The 15,312-nt window shown below is 73.9% G+C and carries 13 protein-coding genes; 4 read left to right on the plus strand and 9 right to left on the minus strand.

All coding sequences use genetic code 11. From position 1 onward, the window contains the following. Window positions 1-19: 19 nt before the first annotated feature. The 5 genes from AC4H2H_RS13290 to AC4H2H_RS13310 form a co-directional block, all read right to left on the minus strand. Window positions 20-1,324, minus strand: coding sequence for an NAD(P)H-dependent oxidoreductase (locus AC4H2H_RS13290; protein ID WP_494371287.1), 1,305 nt, complete (start codon window positions 1,322-1,324; stop codon window positions 20-22). Next, window positions 1,321-1,869: a dTDP-4-dehydrorhamnose 3,5-epimerase gene (gene rfbC, locus AC4H2H_RS13295; protein WP_494371288.1), complete on the minus strand. Its 549-nt coding sequence runs from the start codon at window positions 1,867-1,869 to the stop codon at window positions 1,321-1,323. Before rfbC ends, AC4H2H_RS13290 begins: the two co-directional genes overlap by 4 nt. A 1-nt stretch (window position 1,870) precedes the next feature. Further along, window positions 1,871-2,668, minus strand: a complete 798-nt coding sequence (locus AC4H2H_RS13300; protein WP_494371289.1) for a glucose-1-phosphate cytidylyltransferase — start codon at window positions 2,666-2,668, stop codon at window positions 1,871-1,873. Continuing rightward, window positions 2,665-3,849 carry an acyltransferase family protein gene (locus AC4H2H_RS13305; RefSeq protein WP_494371290.1) on the minus strand — a complete coding sequence of 395 codons (1,185 nt, stop codon included), beginning with the start codon at window positions 3,847-3,849 and terminating at the stop codon, window positions 2,665-2,667. The genes AC4H2H_RS13300 and AC4H2H_RS13305 overlap by 4 nt, the downstream gene beginning before the upstream one ends. Before the next feature lie 126 nt (window positions 3,850-3,975). Beyond that, window positions 3,976-5,580 carry an FAD-dependent oxidoreductase gene (locus AC4H2H_RS13310; protein ID WP_494371291.1) on the minus strand — a complete coding sequence of 535 codons (1,605 nt, stop codon included), beginning with the start codon at window positions 5,578-5,580 and terminating at the stop codon, window positions 3,976-3,978. A gap of 262 nt (window positions 5,581-5,842) precedes the next feature. On the opposite strand from AC4H2H_RS13310, the gene AC4H2H_RS13315 reads away from it, so the two are divergent. Beyond that, window positions 5,843-6,436 carry a serine O-acetyltransferase gene (locus tag AC4H2H_RS13315; protein ID WP_494371292.1) on the plus strand — a complete coding sequence of 198 codons (594 nt, stop codon included), beginning with the start codon at window positions 5,843-5,845 and terminating at the stop codon, window positions 6,434-6,436. Window positions 6,437-6,454: 18 nt separating this feature from the next. Here the strand turns inward: AC4H2H_RS13315 and AC4H2H_RS13320 are convergent, their stop codons facing one another. Next, the gene (locus AC4H2H_RS13320; RefSeq protein WP_494371293.1) at window positions 6,455-7,609 is read right to left on the minus strand and encodes a glycosyltransferase family 4 protein; all 1,155 of its coding nucleotides are present in this window, start codon (window positions 7,607-7,609) and stop codon (window positions 6,455-6,457) included. Window positions 7,610-7,712: 103 nt separating this feature from the next. On the opposite strand from AC4H2H_RS13320, the gene AC4H2H_RS13325 reads away from it, so the two are divergent. Both AC4H2H_RS13325 and AC4H2H_RS13330 read left to right on the plus strand, forming a co-directional pair. After that, window positions 7,713-8,699: a glycosyltransferase family 2 protein gene (locus AC4H2H_RS13325; RefSeq protein WP_494371294.1), complete on the plus strand. Its 987-nt coding sequence runs from the start codon at window positions 7,713-7,715 to the stop codon at window positions 8,697-8,699. Window positions 8,700-8,745: 46 nt separating this feature from the next. Further along, window positions 8,746-10,065, plus strand: coding sequence for a hypothetical protein (locus tag AC4H2H_RS13330; RefSeq protein ID WP_494371295.1), 1,320 nt, complete (start codon window positions 8,746-8,748; stop codon window positions 10,063-10,065). Between the two features lie 36 nt (window positions 10,066-10,101). On the opposite strand, the gene AC4H2H_RS13335 is transcribed toward AC4H2H_RS13330, so the two are convergent. The 3 genes from AC4H2H_RS13335 to AC4H2H_RS13345 are packed head-to-tail and all read right to left on the minus strand — an operon-like array spanning window position 10,102 to window position 13,948. After that, entirely contained in the window at window positions 10,102-11,673 is a 1,572-nt protein-coding gene (locus AC4H2H_RS13335; protein ID WP_494371296.1) for an oligosaccharide flippase family protein, read from the minus strand. Then, complete coding sequence (locus AC4H2H_RS13340) at window positions 11,670-12,896, minus strand: glycosyltransferase family 4 protein (protein ID WP_494371297.1); 1,227 nt, start codon at window positions 12,894-12,896, stop codon at window positions 11,670-11,672. Before AC4H2H_RS13340 ends, AC4H2H_RS13335 begins: the two co-directional genes overlap by 4 nt. Then, window positions 12,893-13,948, minus strand: coding sequence for a glycosyltransferase family 4 protein (locus AC4H2H_RS13345; RefSeq protein ID WP_494371298.1), 1,056 nt, complete (start codon window positions 13,946-13,948; stop codon window positions 12,893-12,895). Before AC4H2H_RS13345 ends, AC4H2H_RS13340 begins: the two co-directional genes overlap by 4 nt. Window positions 13,949-14,166: 218 nt before the next feature. Here AC4H2H_RS13345 and AC4H2H_RS13350 point away from each other — a divergent pair, with 218 nt between their 5' ends. Beyond that, window positions 14,167-15,294: a glycosyltransferase family 4 protein gene (locus tag AC4H2H_RS13350; RefSeq protein WP_494371299.1), complete on the plus strand. Its 1,128-nt coding sequence runs from the start codon at window positions 14,167-14,169 to the stop codon at window positions 15,292-15,294. Window positions 15,295-15,312: the final 18 nt, after the last annotated feature.

A 15,312-nucleotide genomic window follows, 5' to 3' on the forward strand; every position in this document is an offset into this window, starting at 1 on the left:
GGCACCCCGGGTCGCGGCCTCACACGAGCGACGGCACGGCCAGTCGCCCGGACTGGTCGGCGCGCAACCGGTCGGCCAGGCGCCCGTCGGGCACCGTGACGTCCGCGTACGTGACGACCTCGTCCCGCGCGACCGGTCGGCGGAGGGTGCACCCCTCGGCCAGCCCGACGGGCAGCAACCCGTCGCGCGCCGTGACGTCCGCGCGCTCGCACTCGCCGTAGTAGTGATAGCCACCCAGCGCGTCCAGGACCGTCCCCGCCGGCAGGTCCGTCTTCGCGACGGTGACGACGTCGACGGTCGGCGGGCCGGCGGGGTGCAGTGTCGGCTCTCCGAGCAGCACGGCGCGCGCGATCGTGTCCGGCACCTCGAAGTGGCACAGGTGGTAGGGCGCGTAGAACGAGTACAGCGGACCCGTGCCGAGCTTGTAGAGCTCGAGGTAGTGCTGCTGGCGGGGATCGTCCATCGCCGCCAGGACGAACACGCCCGGGCCGGGCCGGGCCCCGACGACGTAGTCGACGACTCCTCCCAGGGCCCGCAGCTCGTCGACGTCGTACATCGTCGTCAGCTCGTCGACGTGACCGTGGTGGTCGCGCCCGAGGAGCCCGCGGCGGTGCACGGACATGCCGGTCGCGTTGGCGACGAGCGCCTGCTCGACGTTGACCTTCGTGCCGTCCGCGAAGCTCGTGACCATGTGCGCGTCCTGGCCCCAGCGCTGCGCGAAGCCCTGCTGCGTCGTGGGGGTGCGGAAGCGGTCCTGGAGGCCCTTGATGTTGCCGCAGACCAGCGGCGTGAGCCCCTTGCGGGAGACGAACCGGTGGAGGTTCATCTGGACGCCGGGCTGGTCGCCGTCACACCCGGTGTACACGACGCCCGCGGCCGCGGCGCGGCACGCGAGCTCCCACCCGATCGTCGCGTCGAGCTCGGCGTTCATGAGGACGAGGTGCTTGCCGTGCGCGAAGGCGCTCAGCGCGGCCTGGGCGCCGAACTCCACCGCGCCCGTGACGTCGACCACGACGTCGACCTCGTCGGCCGCCGTCAGCGCCTCGACGTCCTGCGTGAGAGCGACGCGACCCGCCCGGACGGCTGCGTCGACCGCGTGCGCCGTGTCGACGACGTCGACGTCCTCGACACCGGCCCAGCGCAAGGCCTCGCGCCCTCTGCCGGCGTCGCGGCAGTGCACCGCGGTGACCGTCATGCCCGGGGTCGATCCCATGATCTGCAGGATCAGCGCCTTGCCCATGAAGCCCGCGCCCAGGATGCCCACCCGTACGGGGCGCCCGGCCGCTGCGCGCCGGGTGAGCTCGACGTCCGTCGTGATCGTCATGCCGGGGCCTCCGCGCGGTCGGACATCAGGGGCCAGGCCGCGTCCTTGGCCGAGACGACCGCCACCGCCGCGGGCCACGGGATCCCGAACGCCGGGTCGTCGAACCGGTAGCCGTCCTCGGACCCGGGCACGTAGGGGCCGGAGACCTGATAGGTCACCTCGGCGTCGTCGGTGAGCGTCTGGTAGCCGTGCGCGACGTACGGCGGGACGAACAGCGCCCGGCGGTTCGCCGCGGTCAGCTCGACGAGGACGTGCTGGCCGAACGTCGGCGAGCCGGGCCGGACGTCGACCGCGACATCGGCGACGGCGCCGGCCACGCAGCGGACGAGCTTGCCCTCGGCGTGCGGAGGTGTCTGCCGGTGAAGCCCTCGGACCGTGCCGGCGAGACGGTTGTACGACACGTTCGCCTGCGCGACCAGCGACGGGAGCCCGGCTGCCGCGAAGGCGTCGGCGTCGAAGGTGCGGGCGAAGAACCCTCGCTCGTCGGACAGCAGGTCGAGCTCGACGATCGTCACGCCGTCGATCGCGGTGGGTACCAGTCTCACGTCAGCTCCAGATCTTCCACGGTGCGTCGTTGGTGTCCCAACGACGGTTGAGCTCGGTCCAGTCGCGGAACGTGTCCATCCCCATCCAGAACCCGTTGTGCTCGTACACGCCGAGCTGCCCGTCGCGCGCGAGCTTCTGCAGCGGGCGGTGCTCGAGCATCTCGTCCGGGTCGTCGACGAGGTAGTCGTCGAGGAACGATCGCTCGAAGAGGAAGAAGCCGCCGTTGACCCAGCCGGTGGCCAGGGTGGGCTTCTCGTTGAACTCGGTCACCGCCGTCCCGGTCACGTGCATCTCGCCGTAGCGGCTGCTCGGGTGCACCCCGGTCACGGTGCCGACGGACCCGGACCGCTCGTGCTGCGCCAGGAGCTCGTCGATGCGGACGTCGCCGATGCCGTCGCCGTAGGTGACGGCGAACCGGGGCGCGTCGAGGTACTGCGCGGCGCGGTGGATGCGCGCGGCCGTCGCGGTCGTGAGGCCGGTCTCGGCGAACGTCACGCACCAGTCCTCGACCTCGTTCGTGTGGAACACCGCCGGCTCGCCTGCGCCGAGGTCGAGCGTGAAGTCGGCCGTGAGGGTCCGGTAGTTGAGGAAGTACTGCTTGATGAGCTCGGACTTGTAGCCCAGCAGCAGCACGAACCGCCGGAAGCCGTAGTGCGAGTACGTCTTCATCACGTGCCAGAGGATCGGGCGTCCGCCGATGTCGACGAGCGGCTTGGGCAGCCGCTCGCTCGCCTCGCGCAGCCGCGTACCCATGCCGCCGCACAGGATGACGACCGGGATGTCAGCAGGATCGGTCATGAGATCACACCTCTGGTCGATGGTCGGGGCTCTGGGGAGTTCGGAGACGTCGGCGAGAGCGCGGCCGGCCGGCGCTCGTGCTCGTGGGCCCGCGCGCGCTCGTCCAGGCGCGAGCGCAGCGAGCGGGCCGGTCGCTCGACCAGCCACCAGCTCGCCGTGGCAGCGGCGAGCGTGCCGAGGATCGGAAGGAGGTTCGCCGGGAGCGTCGTCGGTTCGCCGAGCCACACGGTCATCGGCAGGTTCCACAGGTAGGCGGCGTAGGAGATCGTGCCGAGCGCCGCGAACGTCCGGACCAGCGGGCTCGACCGCGGTCCCCAGCGACGCATCCGCAGGATCAGGAGCCCGCTGCTCAGGGCGAGCACGGGAACCGCGAGGACGTAGGTCGTCGCCCGCGATCCCGGCGCGTCGACGAACGACAGGGCCGCGATGGCGAGGACGGCGACGACGGTCGCCGCACGCGTCACGGCCGCGTGGCGGTCGAGCAGCGCGTCGAGGCGGTGCCGACCGTAGTAGACGGCTGCGCCCGTCAGCAGGGCCAGGGTCCACGAGGTCGGGAGGGTGTAGACCTTGTACACGTCGGGGGCGGTGACGGCGAGGGTCGCGAGCACCGCCACGAGGACGAGCGAGCAGATCCAGGTGAGCGTCCGGCGCGGTCCCCAGCGGTGGACGACCCACGCGACGACGAAGGGCCAGACCACGTAGAACTGCTCCTCGACCGCGAGCGTCCACAGGTGGAACAGCGCGTCGAAATGGATGTCGACCACCGGGAGGTTCGAGGTGTACGTCACCGCGACGAGCATCGCCCCCGGCACGTCCTCGCGCTGCCCGCTCGGTGCGAGCGTGGACTCCACGAGCGCGAAGACCGCGAGCATGAGGAGCAGCGGCGGGAACAGCCGCAGGGCACGGTGCAGGTAGAACCGTCGGAGATAGCCGGGGCCCGACCGCCTGATGCCCCGCTCGAGCACGTCGGTGATGAGGAAGCCGCTCAGCGCGAAGAAGATGGTGACCCCGACCATGCCCGCCCCGTCGAGCTCGGACGACGCGTGGTTCAGGAGCACGAGCGAGACGGCGACGCCTCGAAGGACGTCCAGGCCGACGGCTCTGCCGCGACCGATCGCTGCGGGCGACCGCCCGGCCGTGGGCGCGACGGGCACCTCGACGGGCTCCCATGTCGCAGCCATCGGTCCCTCCGGGTCGGCGCACCAGGACCGGATGATGGCCCGTAGACCCATCCTCGTGAGGTCCCTGACGCGCGTCCAGAGAAGCGACGGGTGAAGCGACGGGTGAAGTGGCGCGGGTCCGGGCCGTCACGACGACGCGCGTGCCGGCGTCTTCCGGAGGTGGTCCGCGAGCCGGACGGCGAGCGCGATGATCGTGAGCGTCGGGCCCGCCGTCCCGCTCGTCGGGAACGTCGACGACCCCGCCACGAACAGGTTGTCGACACCGTGCACCGTGCAGTCCCGGTCCACGACGCCGTCCGCGGGATCGTCGGCCATGCGCGTGGTCCCCACGTGGTGCCAGAAGAAGCCGAGGTCGCCGGCGCGGTACTTCTCCTCCATCTCGCGGGCGAGCGCGCGGCCGTCGAGCCGCAGGTCGCGTGCCGCGAGGACCAGTGCGTGCGCGTGCTGGCGCCGTTCGTTCGCCGGGAGCCGGACCTGCAGCTCGGCCGTCGGCGCCCCGAACGCGTCCGTCGCCCCGGAGAGCACCACGCGACTGCGCGGGTCGGGAGCCTGCTCGACCTGCACGATGAGGGTGAGGCGTCGAGCCGGGCGGTCGTCGGCCAGGAGCTTGTGCACGACGTACTCGGCGTTGAGCAGCGGGTGGCGCAGGACGCGGGCTGCCGCGCGCGCGAGCGCGGCGGCCCGCGTCCCGTCCCGGACCGCCGCCTTGAGCGCCCGGATCCCTGCGGGCGGGGTGGCGCTGCTGGTGAACCAGACCGCGAGCCCCGGAGTCTCCAGCCGACGCTGGACCTCCTGGGAGACGCTGAGCTGCGCCCAGACGTTCGCGCCGTCGATGTGCTCCCGGGCGTCCCGCACGGCGGCGGCCCGATCTCCGGCTCCACCGTCGTACAGGTCCAGAGGCAGTCCTCGTCGTCGGGCGCTGCGGTGCGTCAGCGGGGTCGCCAGCGAGTAGTACCAGTGCTCCTGGAAGTACCTGCCGACGTTGTCGGCGGACGCGGCGGGCATCTGCCCGAGCACGTCGTTCGACGCGAGCAGGAGCCGCGCGTTCTCGATCCCGCCGGTCGCGAGGACGAACCGGTCCGCCGTGATCGACCGCCGCGCGCCGTCGACCCGCGTGACCTCCACCCGCCGGACGCCGCTCTCGCCTCCGACGATGGTGGTCGCGTGGCAACCGAGCAGGACCGTGACGTTCGGGGCCGACCGCAGGGCCGGTGCGTGCAGGGTCGCGAAGCTGAACTCGGGGGTCGTCTGGACGACCCGGGTGCGCAGCGTGGGCGTGTCGAGCATGCGCGCCCGCGGCGGCAGCCGGCGGCCGGTCGTGCCGGCGTCGTAGAGGTCGACATCGCCGAGCCCGGCCAGTCGCTGCGCCCGCTCGTAGTAGCCGGTGAGCTCGTCCAGGGTGACCGGCCAGCCGCTGTGCGGTATCCACTCGCGGCGCTGGAGGTCCAGCTCTTCCAGCGGGCGGCAGTTGCCGAACCAGTGGTTGCTGTTGCCACCGAGGTAGAAGGTCTTCCCGGCGCTCGTGCCGAGCGACACGACGGGGCCCGGCACGAGCTCGTAGACGTGCCGGTCGCTCGCGGCCGGAGCGAGCCCGCCCTCGTCCACCAGGAGGACGGTGAGCTCCGAGCCCGCGAGCTCGCGCGCCAGCGTGATGCCGGCAACTCCGCCTCCGACGATGCAGACGTCGGCCGACAGGTCGGGGGGCAGCGGGTCGTCCGTCCCGACGATCACGGCCGTCCGCCGACTCGTCCGGAAACCTGAGTCCTCACGTCGACTCCTCGGTCGTGCGGCGCCCGAGGGGCGGCGCCGGGTTGGGTGCGGTCGTGTCGACCAGGGACCATTACACCGCCGACCGCGCCACGGCGGCCTCGGGTCGACGGGTGAATTCCCCGACCCGGGCAAGTTCGCCCGCACGGGTCGCCCACGTCGCCCACCGGCTCGCATAGCCTGACGTCACCCCGCCCTACCGGATCCACCGCACGAGGGAGAGCCCATGCCTGGTGACGTCGTCGACGACGACTCCATGCCCACGACGTTCGCCGGCCTTCTCCGGCTCGTCCGCGAGGACCACGTCGTCAACAGCGACGGGTTCCTCACGCCGGGCTTCTACGCCGTCGCGACGCACCGCGTCGGTGCGTGGGCCCGGGTCGCACCCCTGCCCGCCGTGGTCCGCCGGGCGCTGCTCGCCGTGCACGGGCTCGCGTTCGTCCTGGTGCGCAACGCGGTCGGCATCGAGCTGCCGAGCACGGTGCGGCTCGGGCGGCGCGTCCGCTTCGCGCACCAGCACGGGATCGTCGTCCACCCGTGGGCGACGATCGGCGACGACACGCTCGTCCGGCACGGCGTGACGCTGGGAGCGCGCTCGACGGATCCCGCGAAGTACCGCGACCAAGGCCCCACCATCGGTCGGCGCGTCATGCTCGGAGTCGGCTGCGTCGTCGCCGGGCCCGTGACCGTCGGGGACGACGCCAAGATCGGACCGAACGCCGTGGTCTTCACGGATGTCCCTGCCTCCGCGAGGGTCGTGGCCCCGGCACCGGAGATCCGTGAGGCCCGGCCGCAGGAGCGGTTGCGCCAGACGGGATAGCGGCGGCGGCCGCACCCCTCAGCCGGACGCGGCGAGCACGACGTCGAGCTCGCCACGCGCGCGACGCCAGGAGCTGGCCTCCGCGTGCGTCCGGGCGTGAGCCCGGCGTCGCGCCAGCTCCGTGCGGTCGGTCGCGAGGAGCTCGAGGGCCTCGGCCAGCCCTCGCGCGTCGTCGGGCCGGACGAGGACGGCGGCGTCGCCCGCGAGCTCCGGGATGCCGCCCACCGCGCTCGCGACGACCGCTGCGCCGGACGCCATGCCCTCCAGGACCGTGAGCCCGCTCGGCTCCGCCCACACCGAGGGCACGACGACGACGTCCGCGTCCCGCATCAGCGCCGCGACGCGCGCGCGGTCCTGGAACGGCAGGAACGTGACCCGGTCGCCGAGCGCGGCGGCCCGCGCACGCAGCGACTGCTCGTACGAGGACGGCCCGGCCTGCGCGTCGAACCCCTGGGAGCCGACGACGGTCGCCCGGACGTCGGGCCGGTCCAGCCGGACGAGGGCGTCGACGAGCACGTGGACACCCTTCTCGGGCACCACGCGACCGACGAAGAGCAGGTGCAGCTCGTCGTCGTCCCGCGGGCGCTCGCGCGGCCGGAAGTGCTCGACGTCGACACCGTTGCGCACCACGACCACGCGCTCCGCGAGCCGCGGGCCGACCTGGCCGCGGACCAGGTCCGCGAGGAACGAGCTCACGCACACGACCGCCGCGGCGCGGCCCACCGTGCGCCGCGCCTCTGCGCTGCCGTAGCTGCGCAGCAGGTCGTTGTGCGCGTAGAGGACCGGGACGTGCCGGCGGTCGACGAGCGGCACGAGCTGCGGGGCGTTGTGCGCGACGACGACGGACGGCGCCCAGTCCCGCTGGTCCGCGAGCGTCGCGCGCAGCGGTCGGCGCGCGCCGAGCCGCGGCGCGCCGAGCCGGCCGAGCCCGGCGTCGGCGTACCGCCACGCCCGGCCCGGCGCCCGGGCGGGTGCGTACTCGAGGACGTCCGCGCTGTCGTACCGGTCCGGGTAGGTCCCGCGCGCGACGAGGACGGTCGGACGCCGTGCGGCGGCCGTCGCCAGACCGTGGACGACGGTGGGCACGGCCGACCCCGTGCGCGGGGAGAAGTGGTCACCCGGGGTGACGACGTGGACCTCACGCCGTCCCTCGTCGCCGTCGTCGACGTTCACGCGCCCAGTCAACCGTGCCGGGGCTCCGCGGGTCGCGTGCCCGCCGGGTGAACTGTGCTCCCGGGGGTAGGTGGCCAGGGTCCCCACCCGAATAATGGGTCGCATGCCTCCTGGAGCCGGGACCACCGCGTCCGTCGTGGTCGCGACCTACAACCGGCCCGACCACGTGCGGACGTGCCTCGAGCACCTGCTCCGCCAGACCGTCGCCCCCGAGCACGTCGTGGTCGTGGACTCCTCCCCGACGCCCGAGACGCGCGACGTCGTCCGGTCCTTCCCCGAGGTGCGCTACCTGCGCAACGAGCGCGGCGTCGGGAGCACGGCCACCTCGCGAGCGATCGGCGTGCGGGCCGTCTCGAGCGACGTCGTCGCCTTCCTCGACGACGACGCGTACGCCGCGCCCGGCTGGTTGGAGGCGCTCGTGGCGCGCTACGAGGACGCCGATGTCGGCGCGGTGGGAGGCCGTGCGCTCAACGGCCAGCCCGGCGAGGAGACGGAGGGCGCCGACCGGGTCGGCTTGTTCCTCGACGACGGCTCCCTCACGGGCTTCTTCGCGGCCGACCCGGGGCACGACGTCGACGTCGACCACCTGCTCGGCGCGAACATGTCGCTGCGCCGCAAGGCGATCGAGCAGCTCGGCGGCATCCACGACAACTACCCGGGGACGTGCCTGCGCGAGGAGACCGAGCCGGTCCTGCGGCTGCGGCTCGCCGGGTGGCGCGTCGTGTTCACGCCGGACGCCGTCGTCGAGCACGTCGCGGGACCGTACGCGAAGGGTCGGCGGTTCGACCTGCGCTACGTCTACTACGGCCAGCGCAACCACGTCGTGCTCCTGGCACGCACGGTCGGCGTACGCGACCCCCGGTTCCGGCGCAACCTGCGGGCGTCCCTGCGGCAGGCGGGCGGAGACCTGCGGTACGCGTACCGGGCCGTCGGCAGGATTCGGACCCGCGAGGGTTCCGTGGTGCGCGGCGTGGGCAACGGCCTGCTGCGCTCCGCGACCACCGTCGTCGGCGCCGTGGGCGGGCTCGGCGCCGCGGCGATGCTCGAGGTGCGCGAGGGCCGCGCGCGACCGTCCGGCGCGGCCGGATGAAGCCCTATCTCGCGAGGAGAACCTCGCACGACGTCGGAGGCGGTACATGACCGAGCAGCTCGGGAGCAAGAAGGTCCACGTCCTCACCGCCTCGCCCGGCGCCCCCAACACGGGGATGACGACGGTCGACCTGGCCTTCGACGCGGTCTCGAGGTCCCTCGGGCTCGACGACGTCGTGTACTGGCGGCTGTGGGACCAGAGCGAGTGGCGGACGCCGGTCGGCGGGTCGACCCTCCTCGACGACGGCTCCTTCGCCGACGAGAGCACCGGTCTCGTCTACCGCAACCTGCGGGGGCACCTGGAGGAGTTCCTGGACGCCGACGCGGTCGTGTACTGGGGCGACTTCATGCACATGGCGTTCTACCTCCAGGCTAACGTCGACACCCTCTCGACGACGATGGGCCTCTGCTCGCCGGCGGAGGCGCGGGACCTCGTCTACCGGTCGTTGCTGCTCGAGGGCCAGCCCGACGACGTGATGTCCCGCGTGATGACGTTCGGGACCACCCTCAGCTTCAACACGTCCGAGGACTACCGGGGCGACTACGGGGACGCCCTGCGCTCGTTCGTCGGTCGCGCGCACCGCGCGTGGTTCCGGGACACCTACTCCGCATGGATCGGGCAGCTCGCCGGAGCCAACGGGGGAGCGTCGGCCAAGGGCGTCGACGCCGCGTTCCTCCTCCCACCGGGTCCAGGCGTCCCGTCGTCGGGTCGCCTTGGGGTGTTCTTCGGCCGGTCGGCGCTCTCGCCCGAGATGCTCGCCGGCCTCGGTCGGCGGCTGTCGACGTCGCTCGACCTGCGGCCGCAGTGGATCCCCTGGGGGCACGAGCCGGCCTTCTGGCCCATGGCCGACCGGCGTCGCTTCCGGCTCGCGTGGCCCGCCCTGGAGCGTGAGGAGATCACGACCTCCTGGGGGACGCGGCTGCAGCAGGCCAGGGCGGCGGTCGCGGGCGCGCCGACCGAGCACACCTCCGCGCTCCCCTTCGACACGCTGATATCCCGCGTCGCCGCCTGCGACGTCGTGGTCACCGACACCTACCACCTCGCGGTCAACGCGTGGCGGCTCGGCGTGCCCGCCGTCTGCGTCGTCGACCGGCCGCGGCGGAGCTGGAGCGTCAACTCCGGGTCCGACGGGTCCCGACGGGACAAGCGCGAGGAGCTGTACTCACAGCTCGACGCCTCGGCGCTCCTCGTCTCGGCCGACGACCTCGCGTCCCACCGCGACGAGACGATCGCCGGCGTCGTGGACCGGTTGTCCGACACGAGCGCCACGGAGTTCGTCCTCGGGCGGGTGGGCGAGGCCGTCTCGCTGGGTCGGGAGCTCGTCACCGGCGGGATCCGATCCGTCCTCTCGGCGACGCGGGTCTGACCGTCCGGGACCGTCGGTCCGGGCTGTCCCAGCCGCTCAGCGGTTCGCCGCGCACAGCCGCAGGACGGGCCCGGCGATCTTGCCGACCGCGCGCGGCAGGGCCGCGGTGATCGCCGCGCTGTCCTCCCGCGTCAGGCCGACGCGGACGACCTGCAACAGGAGCACCAGGACACCGGTCCCGGCCACGGTGGCGATCACGGCCGACGGGATGCTGCCCAGTCCCAGCAGTGACGTCCCGAACCAGCTCGCGCCTCCGGCGAGGCATCCGAGGAGGAACGGGACGACGGAGCGCAGCACCTCAGGACCGGCGACCCCGAAGGTCCTGCTCTCGCTCACCAGGAGGACCGTGACCTGGGTGAGCGCGGCCGCGACGTTGCCGAGCACCGCCGCCCACACCCCGAGAACGGGGACCAGGGCGAGCATCAGGGCGACGTTGACCGCGAGCGCGCACAGGTTCACGACCAGCAGCCGCACCCCGGACAGGCGAGCCATGACGAACGCCTTGACGGGGCTGACGATGACCATGAGACCGCCGGAGATCCCCAGCACCAGGAGCACCTCGGGCACCCCGACGTACTCCTCGCCGTAGAGGACCGGCACCAGGAAGGCCAGCAGCGGCATCGCGCCCGCGAGGATCAGCGCCATCACCGTCGAGGAGGCGCGCAACGTGCGCGACAGCGCGCGCCCAACCGACGCACGGTCGACCTCGTGCAGGCTCGAGACCGCCGGGACGAGCGGGCCGACGAGAGCCTGCGCGGGGCTGAACAGGTGCACCGCGAGGCCGGACGCCAGCGCGTAGATGCCGGCGGCCTCGGTCGCCGACATCCACGTCAGGAAGACGACCTCGATGCGCGAGGAGAGCATGGTCGCCGTCGCGCTCGCGAGCCCGGCGGGGATCGCGAACCTCCAGAACCCCGACGGCATGCGGCGCAGCCGGGGCGTGAGGACGGCTCGGCGGTAGGCCGGCGCGACGTAGAACAGCGCGAGGGCCACGCCGATGCCGCCGACGACGAGTCGCGCGGCCCACACGGCGTCGGCCGTCTCGGCGGTGAAGATCGCGACGAGCACGAGTGCCTGCGTGAGGGCGTTGACGAGCATCGCGTTCTTCGCGCCTGCCGCCGTCTTGTTCTCGATGCCGAAGCAGTAGAGGGCGCTGCCGAAGACCGAGGGCAGCAGCACGCCGAACACGACCGCGGTCACGAGCATCGCCGGGGAGAGGTCCACCAGGGTGACGACGACGACGGTGAGCACCGGCGCCGCGACCAGCAGCCGGATCGCCTGCGCCGTGGAGAGCAGGTCCCTGACCTCCTGCTCCCGGCCCGCGGCGTGCGCCTTGCTGCCGAACTGCACCACGCCCGTGCCGACACCCATCGAGATGATGCTGTTGACGATCGCGATGACGGACGTGAGGTAGGCCAGGCGTCCGTAGTCCTCGACCCCGAGCACCCGGGCGAGGACGATGTTCACGACGAACGCGAGCGGCATCGAGACCGCGGTGTGCACGAGCGTCCAGTACGCGCCGTGGATGGCCAGCCGCTGCAGGTGACCGCGGGAGAGGGTCGGACGCTCCGCCTCGTCGGGCGCCGGGTCGCGCGTCGGGTGCGTCACGCGGCCCTCCGCCCCTCGGCGCGCGGGCTCGCGCCCGCGGCGGCGGTCGCGGCGTCGTACGAGGCGCGCAGCTGCGGCGCCTGGCTCCCGGCCGAGAAGCGGGCGGCGAAGCGTGCCGAGGCCGCCCGCGCCGCAGCGTGCCACGCCGCCGGCTCCAGCAGCTCCTCCACGGCCGCGGCGACGGACGCGGCGTCACCGACCCGGCTGACGCGACCGGCATCCGGCCCGACGAGCTCCGGGAGGGCGCGGTAGTCGGAGACGACCAGCGGGATGCCGGCCGCGAGCGCCTCCATCGGCCCGTAGGGCAGCCCGTCGCACAGCGAGGGGTACACGACGAGGTCGATCGTCGGCAGCACCTCGTCCAGCAGCCGGGTGCGCTCGACGAACGGCAGCCACGTCACTCCCTGCCGGGCGCACTCCTGGGGCGTCAGCCGAGGGGGGCAGCCGACGATCAGCAGCTCCAGCTCCGGGTGCCGCGTCCGCAGGGCGGCGAACGCCTCGAGCAGGACCTCGCCGCCCTTGGCCGTGAAGTCCTTCGCGACGAACCCCAGGCGTCGTGGCGTGCGGTCGGGTACCAGGTTCAGACCCGCGCCCACGGGGACCGTCAGGTAGTTCGGGACGACGTCGACCCGGGCCGGGTCCCACGAGCGTGCGGTCAGCCAACGGCGCAGGTCCTCGCTGAAGACGACGGTGCGGGCGGAACGTCCGCGGCGTCGCGCGCACATGGTCGCGTCCCAGAGACCTCCGACGACGCGGTCGAACGCCTCGGCGAGCTCGATCCGTCGTGACGACCAGCCCCACGCGTCGGCGTACAGCCAGGAGAGCGGACCGGCAGCGCTCGCCACGACGGGCGGGGTCGCGCCGAGGAAGCGGTGGTGGAACACGTGCACGTGGACGAGGTCGAACCGTCCTTCGGCCACGCTGAAGTGACGCAGGCGTTCGCGGTAGCCCAGGCCCGCCCTGCGGGCCAGGCCCTCCGCCTTGCGCCAGGCGGCGAGGAGCAGCTCGCGCACGCGGCCCCAGCCGTGCGCGCGGGCGACGGCCGCCCGCGTCCCGTGCTCGACCAGGTCGCCGCTGGCCAGGGCCGCGTCGTACGTGGTGTAGGCGACCCCAGGCGGAGGGGAGGCCAGGAGCTGCTCCGTGTAGGTGACGTCTCCCGAGAGCGGGTCGACGCCGCGCAGCGGCGAGACGAGCAGCACCCGGAGCGTGCGGGCGTCGCTCATGCCCGCCCGGCCAGGACGTCGCGCCAGACGGCGGCGTGCGCGGCGGCGGAGGCGTCCCAGGTGAACTGCCGGGCGCGGGCGCGGCCGCGCTCGACCCCGGCGTCCACCGCCGCTCCGCCCGCGAGCGCGTGGACGAGCCCGTCCGCGAGCCCCGGGCCGTCCGGCTCGACGAGGATGCCCGCGTCGCCGCAGACCTCGGGCAGCGACGAGCGGTCGGCGGCGACGACGGGCACGCCGGCGGCCATCGCCTCCAGGGCGGGCAGGCCGAAGCCCTCGTAGAGCGACGGGACGACGACGGCGCTCGCTCCGGCGACCAGGCCGGGGAGGAGGCCGTCCGGCACGAGCCCGACCCGCAGGGCGCCGCCGAGCGGCCCGAAGAGGTCGTCGCGGCGTCGCGACGGCGGTCCGCTGAGGACGAGCGTCACGTCGGGGTGCGCGGACCGCACCTTCGGCCAGGCGGCGGCGAGGCCGTCGAGGTTCTTGCGCAGCGACGAGCCTCCCGCGTGCAGCACGTACGGCCCGTCGACGCCGAGCGCGCGCAGCTGCTCCGCCGGGAGCGGGCGTGCGTCGAAGAACCGTTCGTCGACCCCGTTGTGGACCACGTGGACGTGGTCGAGTCCCAGGCGCTCGGCGACGTCGTCGGCGGCGAAGCGCGACACGGAGATCACGGCGCGTGCCCGCCGGGTCTCCTGGGCGGCGAACGGCTCGGGCGACGACTCGTCGGGGAAGCGCCACGCGACGGTGTCGTGGACGGTGACGATCTCGGGGACGCGCGCGGGCGGCAAAGACAGGCCCATGCGGTGGACGACGTCCGTGCGCGGGTACATGAGCGCCCCCACGGCGCGCCGCACCCCGGCGGGCGCGTCGCGCAGGACCCAGTGCGGGAGCCGTGCGGTGCCGGGCAGCGGTGACCGCAGCGAGCGCGTGACCGACCGGCGCACGGTCACCCCCGCCCCGAGGGCCTGCTCGGCCCGGGCGGAGATCTGACGCTCGTAGACCTGCTGGCCCATGGGTACGCCGACGGCGATGGTGGCCAGCGTCAGTCGCGGCACCTCGCACCTCCGTCCTCGGGTCCGCGTCGGGCGCGGGAGTCCCATTGTGTCGGCCCTGGTCCGCACGGACGAGACGCCTGGCCCGGGTTCACCCGGTCCGGCGCCGCCCGGGCTCGCATTTCACCCGGGACGGGCCGCGAGGGCGGGACGGGAGCGCCTAGTCTTCCAGGCGTCGGCGCTTCGCCAGCGCAGGCACCGGTCGTCGGAGGGAGCGAGCCGTGGTCTCGGTCGCGCTCGTCGCGAGCTCCTTCCTGCCCCGCGCGGGCGGGGTCGAGGAGCACGTGCTGCACGTCGCGCGCCGGCTGCACGCCGACGGTCACCGTGTCGCGGTGTGGTCCGTCGACCAGGGCGACGAGGGCGCGCCCAAGGCGCTCGACGGCGTCGTGCCCGTGCGATACCTGCCCGCCCCGCTGCCCGCCCGGACGCTCCCGTCGGCCGCGTCGTTCGCGCGAGCGGCGCCGGGCGCCTGGCGGGCGTGGCGGACGGCTTACGGCGCCGACCGTCCCGACGTCCTGCACGTGCACTGCTACGGCCCGCAGGGCCCGTGGGCGCACGCGCTGTCCCGGCGGACCGGGACGCCGCTCGTCGTGACCGGCCACGGCGAGACGTTCATGGACGCGAACGACGTGTTCGGCACGTCGGCGCTCCTGCGCACGGCGCTCCGGCGGTCGCTCGCGCACGCGAGCGCCGTCACGGCCTGCTCGGGCTACGCGCTGGCGGACCTCGAGCGGCGGTTCGGGCTCCCGCCCGGCTCCGGGACCGTCGTCCCCAACGGCATCGAGCTCGACGAACCGGGCGGCCCCCGGCCGCCGTGGCTCCCCGAGCGGTACGTGCTCGCGGTCGGGCGGGCCGTGCGGACCAAGGGGTTCGACCTGCTCGTGCGGGCGTTCGCGCGGGCCGACGTGCCCGCGGACGTCCGCCTCGTCGTCGGCGGCGACGGTCCGGAGCTCGACGCCCTGCGCGATCTCGCCCGGAGCGAGGGGGTCGGCGACCGGGTCGTGCTGCCGGGCCGGCTGTCCCGCCCGGAGGTCGTCACGGCCGTGGCGGGCGCGCTCGCCCTCGTGGTGCCGAGCCGTGTCGAGGCGTTCGGCATCGTCGTGCTGGAGGGCTGGCGTGCGGGCGTCCCCGTCGTCGCGACGTCGCGTGGCGGACCGCCGGAGTTCGTCGACGACGGCCGGACCGGCGTCCTGGTCGACCCGGAGGACGTCGACGCCCTGGCGCGCACCGTCGAGCACGTTGTCGACGACCGCGGCGCGGCCCGCGCGATCGGCGCCGCGGGACGGGCGCGGGCCGCGGAGTACACGTGGCACAAGGTCGCCGCGCAGTACGCGGAGCTCTACGCGTGACCGGACGAGCCGGCGGGT

The sequence above is a fragment of the Cellulosimicrobium sp. BMG9.22 genome, from assembly GCF_059159975.1.

Bases quoted from the DNA above. Each gene is read 5' to 3' on its own strand.
- AC4H2H_RS13325 (WP_494371294.1), top strand. From the start codon at position 7,713: ATGCCTCCTGGAGCCGGGACCACCGCGTCCGTCGTGGTCGCGACCTAC.
- AC4H2H_RS13300 (WP_494371289.1), bottom strand. From the start codon at position 2,668: ATGACCGATCCTGCTGACATCCCGGTCGTCATCCTGTGCGGCGGCATG.
- AC4H2H_RS13290 (WP_494371287.1), bottom strand. From the start codon at position 1,324: ATGACGATCACGACGGACGTCGAGCTCACCCGGCGCGCAGCGGCCGGG.
- AC4H2H_RS13305 (WP_494371290.1), bottom strand. From the start codon at position 3,849: ATGGCTGCGACATGGGAGCCCGTCGAGGTGCCCGTCGCGCCCACGGCC.
- AC4H2H_RS13330 (WP_494371295.1), top strand. From the start codon at position 8,746: ATGACCGAGCAGCTCGGGAGCAAGAAGGTCCACGTCCTCACCGCCTCG.
- AC4H2H_RS13315 (WP_494371292.1), top strand. From the start codon at position 5,843: ATGCCTGGTGACGTCGTCGACGACGACTCCATGCCCACGACGTTCGCC.
- AC4H2H_RS13340 (WP_494371297.1), bottom strand. From the start codon at position 12,896: ATGAGCGACGCCCGCACGCTCCGGGTGCTGCTCGTCTCGCCGCTGCGC.